The organism is Nostoc cf. edaphicum LEGE 07299 (assembly GCF_015207245.1).
GTDB lineage: Bacteria > Cyanobacteriota > Cyanobacteriia > Cyanobacteriales > Nostocaceae > Nostoc > Nostoc edaphicum_B.
This window is the reverse complement of the sequence record NZ_JADEXF010000293.1, coordinates 1-5,609: the sequence shown is the minus strand read 5'-3', so window position 1 is coordinate 5,609 and position 5,609 is coordinate 1. Positions and strand designations below refer to the sequence as shown.

General features: G+C 41.8%; 6 protein-coding genes. 5 read left to right on the top strand and 1 reads right to left on the bottom strand.

Features of this window, described 5'->3' with window-relative positions; all coding sequences use genetic code 11:
• The 5 genes from IQ229_RS10860 to IQ229_RS10840 form a co-directional block, all read left to right on the top strand.
• Positions 1-668: potassium-transporting ATPase subunit KdpA (locus IQ229_RS10860; RefSeq protein WP_194043585.1), on the top strand; the 668-nt coding region annotated here is incomplete at its 5' end.
• 175 nt (positions 669-843) lie between these two features.
• On the top strand, positions 844-2,913 hold the full coding sequence (gene kdpB / locus IQ229_RS10855) for a potassium-transporting ATPase subunit KdpB (RefSeq protein ID WP_194043583.1): 2,070 nt from the start codon (positions 844-846) through the stop codon (positions 2,911-2,913).
• Between the two features lie 67 nt (positions 2,914-2,980).
• Complete coding sequence (locus IQ229_RS10850) at positions 2,981-3,202, top strand: potassium-transporting ATPase subunit F (RefSeq protein WP_194043581.1); 222 nt, start codon at positions 2,981-2,983, stop codon at positions 3,200-3,202.
• Positions 3,202-3,783, top strand: coding sequence for a K(+)-transporting ATPase subunit C (gene kdpC / locus IQ229_RS10845; protein WP_194043579.1), 582 nt, complete (start codon positions 3,202-3,204; stop codon positions 3,781-3,783). Before IQ229_RS10850 ends, kdpC begins: the two co-directional genes overlap by 1 nt.
• A gap of 140 nt (positions 3,784-3,923) precedes the next feature.
• Positions 3,924-5,045, top strand: coding sequence for a sensor protein KdpD (locus IQ229_RS10840; RefSeq protein ID WP_194043577.1), 1,122 nt, complete (start codon positions 3,924-3,926; stop codon positions 5,043-5,045).
• On the opposite strand, the gene IQ229_RS10835 is transcribed toward IQ229_RS10840, so the two are convergent.
• A complete protein-coding gene (locus IQ229_RS10835) occupies positions 5,019-5,216 on the bottom strand; it encodes a hypothetical protein (RefSeq protein WP_194043575.1) in 198 nt (65 codons plus the stop codon). The genes IQ229_RS10840 and IQ229_RS10835 overlap by 27 nt on opposite strands.
• Positions 5,217-5,609: the final 393 nt, after the last annotated feature.

Genomic DNA, 5,609 nt, shown 5'->3' with positions numbered 1-5,609 from the left:
CAGCAACTATGTGTGGTGCTGTTAATAGTATGCACGATTCTTTAATGCCTCCAGGTGGATTTGCGACTCTCTTTAATATGTTTTTGCAAATTATTTGGGGAGGTCAGGGAACTGGCACAGCTTACCTATTTATCTATCTAATTTTGGCAGTGTTCCTGACTGGGTTAATGGTGGGACGGACACCAGAATTTTTAGGACGCAAAATCGAGAAATCAGAAATTGTTCTAGCCAGTGTTGTTTTATTAGTTCACCCCTTTGCTATTCTCATTCCTTGGGCTATTACCTTCGGTTTTCCCGATACCCTTTCAGGCATTAGTAATCCAGGTTTTCATGGTGTTTCCCAGGTAGTTTACGAATACGCTTCCGCCGCCGCCAACAACGGTTCTGGCTTTGAAGGATTAAGTGATAACACTCTGTGGTGGAACCTCAGCACCAGTGTCAGTATTTTGGCAGGGCGTTATATCGCAATTATTGCACTGCTACTTTTGGCGGATAGTATGTCCCGCAAGCAACCTGTTCCTATGACCGCTGGCACTCTCAGAACTGACACTAGACTCTTCACAGGAGTTACAAGCGGCGTAATTTTAATTCTTGGCGCTCTCACCTTCCTTCCCGCACTTGTTTTAGGCCCTATAGCAGAGGCATTTCTGATTGCCAGAGGTGGATAAATATTCTCTTCTTTGCGCCACTTTACAAGTACATAGTGTGCGTAAGTCTTATTTTTTACAGGACTGACGCACAGGTAACGGAAAATCGAACCACAGAGGACGCAGAGGACACGGAGAAATAAGAGTTTCAGAGAGTTCTTGCGTAAGTCCTATTTTTTAAATTAATTAATTACCAATGACACCATCTACAAAACTGCGACAAGAACGCAAACATACACCCAAAGCCAAATCAGCCGGACTTTACAGGCGTGCATTTCAGCAAGCATTTGTCAAGCTGCATCCGCGTAATATGCTGAAAAATCCAGTGATGTTTGTAGTTTGGTTGGGTACGATTATCACAGCGCTGGTTACACTTGCACCAAATTTATTTGGCCCAACGCCTGGTGACAATCCCAGATTATTCAATGGTTTAATTACCCTGATTCTGTTCTTAACCATTGTCTTTGCCAACTTTGCTGAAGCTGTGGCTGAAGGACGAGGTAAAGCTCAAGCAGATGCCTTGCGATCGGCAAAATCCGATGCTAAAGCCAAAAAACTCCTTGCTGATGGTTCCATCGAAGAGGTTAGTTCTACAGCCTTACGTCGTGGCGACCAAATCAAGGTAATTGCTGGAGATATTATCCCTGCTGATGGGGAGGTGATTAAAGGTATTGCCTCTGTTGATGAATCTGCTATCACGGGAGAATCAGCGCCAGTACTGAAAGAACCAGGGTCAGATATTGCTAGTTCCGTGACTGGAGGAACGCGTATCAACTCTGATGAACTGATAATTCGGGTCACTGCTGACCCTGGACAAGGTTTTCTTGACCGCATGATTAGTTTAGTAGAAGGAGCTTCTCGCAGCAAAACACCTAATGAAATTGCCTTGACGGTTTTGTTGGCAGTTCTCACTCAGGTGTTTTTAGTTGTGATTGCCACTTTACCTACGGTGTCAGTGTACGTCAACTCACCTATTAGTATTGCCGTACTCATAGCCTTACTTGTGGCACTGATTCCTACTACTATTGGCGGATTATTAAGTGCTATTGGGATTGCTGGGATGGATAGAGTTGCCCAGTTTAATGTAATTGCTACTTCTGGACGAGCGGTTGAAGCCTGTGGGGATATCAACACCTTGATATTGGACAAAACAGGTACGATTACTTTGGGAAACCGTTTGGCAGAGGAATTTATTCCCGTTAACGGTCATTCTATGGAGAAGGTAGCAAAAGTTGCTCTAGAATCAAGCATATTTGATGAAACTCCAGAAGGAAAATCCATTGTCAAACTGGCAGAAAAATTAGGGGCAACATTAGATTTTGACCCCAAACAAGCAGAAGGCATCGAATTTTCTGCCAAAACGCGGATGAGTGGCACTGATTTACCCAACGAGGTGCAAATTCGTAAAGGTGCAGTGGACGCGATTAAAGGATTTGTGCGATCGCGTAATGGAAAATTAACCCCTGAGCTTGATACTACCTTTGAACGAATTTCTCGATTAGGTGGTACTCCCTTAGCACTTTGTAAAAATGATGAAATCTATGGTGTAATTTATCTCAAAGACATCATTAAACCGGGTATTCGAGAACGTTTTGACCAAATGCGACGGATGGGAATTAAAACCATTATGCTGACCGGAGATAACCGTATTACTGCATCTGTGATTGCCGAGGAAGCAGGAGTTGATGACTTTATCGCCGAGGCTACACCTGAAGACAAAATTGAGGTGATTCGGACAGAACAAGCCCAAGGAAAACTCGTAGCCATGACTGGAGATGGTACTAATGATGCCCCGGCTTTAGCTCAAGCAAATGTAGGTGTAGCAATGAATACAGGCACTCAAGCGGCAAAGGAAGCTGCTAATATGGTAGACCTTGATTCCGATCCTACTAAGTTAATTGATATCGTCACTATTGGTAAACAATTGCTGATTACTCGTGGCGCACTCACCACTTTTTCTGTTGCTAATGATATTGCCAAGTATTTTGCCATTCTTCCGGCAATATTTGCGGGCATTGGTGTTGGCACTCTCAATATTATGGGTTTGGCAAGTACCCAATCTGCGGTTTTATCAGCTTTGATTTACAACGCCTTAGTGATTCCAGCACTCATCCCATTAGCACTGACTGGTGTTAAATTTCGACCATTGACCGCAGATAAACTTTTGCAACGCAATATTTTTATCTATGGGCTTGGTGGGGTTTTGATTCCCTTCTTTGCAATCAAAATAATTGATTTTTTGATTGTGTCCATAGGTCTAGCTTAGTCCAAAACTCTGCGTTACTTTGCGCTTACCTCTGCGTCCCTTTGCGTTTCAATTCCTTATTTTAATTATGAAGAATGTATTTGACTTTATTGGCGAAAAACCAAATCGTATTCCTTTATCTCTATTTTTACTGCTTTGCTTGAATGTACTTCTAGCACCAGCAGTACAAGCCGCAACACCGTTTGCAATATCACGTTCTGCATCTTATGCTATTGCCCTTTTAGGACTCCTGACTCTGAGCGTGAGCATTTATTTATTTGTAGTCATTTTTCAACCGGAGAAATTCTAATGAGCCAACTCAATAAAGCTGTTCGTTCTACCTTAGCTTTATGGTTACTAACAGCCTTCCTCTATCCTTTATTTATGCTACTTTGTGGACAGATAGCATTGCCTTTTCAGGCTAACGGCAGCTTAATGACTAACAGTCAGGGTACAGTTGTAGGCTCTGCCTTAATTGGTCAACCTTTTAATAGCGATCGCTATTTCTGGAGTCGCCCCAGTACTGTAGAATACAGCACAGACCCAGAAGTTGCGACAACCGGGATATCAGGAGCTAGCAACCTCGCACCCAGCAATCCTGAACTCCTCAAACGCATTCAAGGAGAAGCCACACGCTTCAAACAAGCCAACATACAACCAACTGCTGATTTAGTTTATACTTCCGGCTCCGGTTTAGATCCCCACATCAGTATTGCAGCAGCCCAAGTACAGGTGCGGCGTATCGCCAGCGCCCGTAATCTGAATCCAGCCCAAATTCAAACTCTAGTATCTCAAAACATCGATGGCAGATTCCTGGGAATTTTTGGTGAACCTGGAATCAATGTTTTGCAGCTAAATATGGCTTTGGATGCTTTACAGCCCGCAAGTTAACTTCTTGAAGGAGCCAATAAAAGAAGCGATTAATTGCTCTGATTACAGTTCTAATAAATGATTAACTCAAAAAAAGTAACACTATCATTCTCTCCCAGCTTTCTAAATTAACTATTGCCAATTTATCTAATATCTTGTTCATGATTCATTCTCATACCTCATCTCCCGATAGTTCTTATATTCGTCCTAACCGACGCGGGAAACATAAGATTTTTATTGGTATGGCTCCTGGTGTCGGCAAAACTTACAAAATGCTGGAAGAAGCACATCAACTCAAACAAGATGGAATTGATGTAGTTATAGGTATCTTAGAAACTCATGGACGCAAAGATACGGCAATGAAAGCTGTTGGAATCGAGGTAGTTTCCCAAAAAGCTTGCATTCATCAGAACGTCACTCTACAGGAAATGGACACAGACGCAATTCTGCAACGCTCCCCCCAACTGGTTCTAGTGGATGAACTTGCTCATACTAACGTTCCTGGTTCTCAACGAGAAAAGCGCTATCAAAACGTGGAAGCAATTTTGGCAGCTAGAATTGATGTTTATTCCACTGTCAATATTCAGCATTTGGAAAGTTTAAATGACCTAGTGGCAAGAATTACAGGTGTGGTGGTGCGAGAGCGTATTCCTGATTATGTACTTGATGAAGCTGATGCTGTTGTTGTCATTGATGTTACTCCAGAAACTCTAGAAGAGCGGTTACAAGAAGGAAAAATTTATGCTCCTGAAAAAATCGAGCAATCTCTGAAAAACTTCTTTCAGCGTCGTAATCTCATTGCTTTAAGGGAACTAGCACTAAGAGAAGTAGCAGATACCGTTGAGGAAGAAGCAAACACTTCCAGCTTAGTAGGACAAAATTGCAATGTTCACGAACGAGTTTTAGTATGTGTATCTACTTACCCTGATTCAGTGCAATTGCTACGTCGAGGCGCACGCATCGCCAATTATATGAATGCGCGACTGTATACTGTGTTCGTAGCAGATCCCGAACGTTTCCTCACCAAAGAAGAAAGTTTACATATCGATACATGCGAGAAATTATGTCTAGAGTTTGGTGGCGAATTTTTACACTTCAAGAGCCAAAGTATCGCCAAAAAAATTGCTCAAGTTGCAGTAGATTATCACATTACTCAAATTATCATTGGTGAGAGCCAGCAGTCTTCATGGAGACGATGGCTCAAAGGTTCTTTCACACAAAGATTGATGGAGCTAATTAGGCATCAAAAAATAGATTTACATATTATCGCTACCGATAAATGATTGGTTGAGTCGATCTGTATTTAGCGATCGCCGCACTTCCTGTACTGTAGTCTTAAGGATCGTCTCTAAATCCAAAGATTCCTGAATTTTGACAACCAAATCAAATAAAATCCGGCGCTGTTCAGCCGATTGTTGCAGTTCATCGGCGCGAGTTTGAATTTGAGTCACCATTTGCAGTAAACCAAAAAGTTTTTCTCCAAAGAGCGATCGCTAATCATAGTTACGTATATTAAAGTGCTACACTTTACTAAGTAGATGACTAATGCTTATAGTGGGTATTTACTCATTACTTATTACTCATTACTTATTACTTAAAGAACGCGAAAAATAACTTTTACTACTGCAAATTTACTCAGCAAGGATTGTGAATGAATTTTTAACCCCTGAAAAGGTACAAAATCAACACCCTAGAGCAATACAGTTCAGTTAAGCATTTTTTCTCTTCTCTCTGTTTCCTCTGCGCCTCTGCGGTTCGTTAAAAAAGTTGACTTTGACAAAGAGTTTTAGCCTTAACTGAACCGTATTGCACCCTAGAGCCTACCTGCTACTCAAGATGTAATAAAC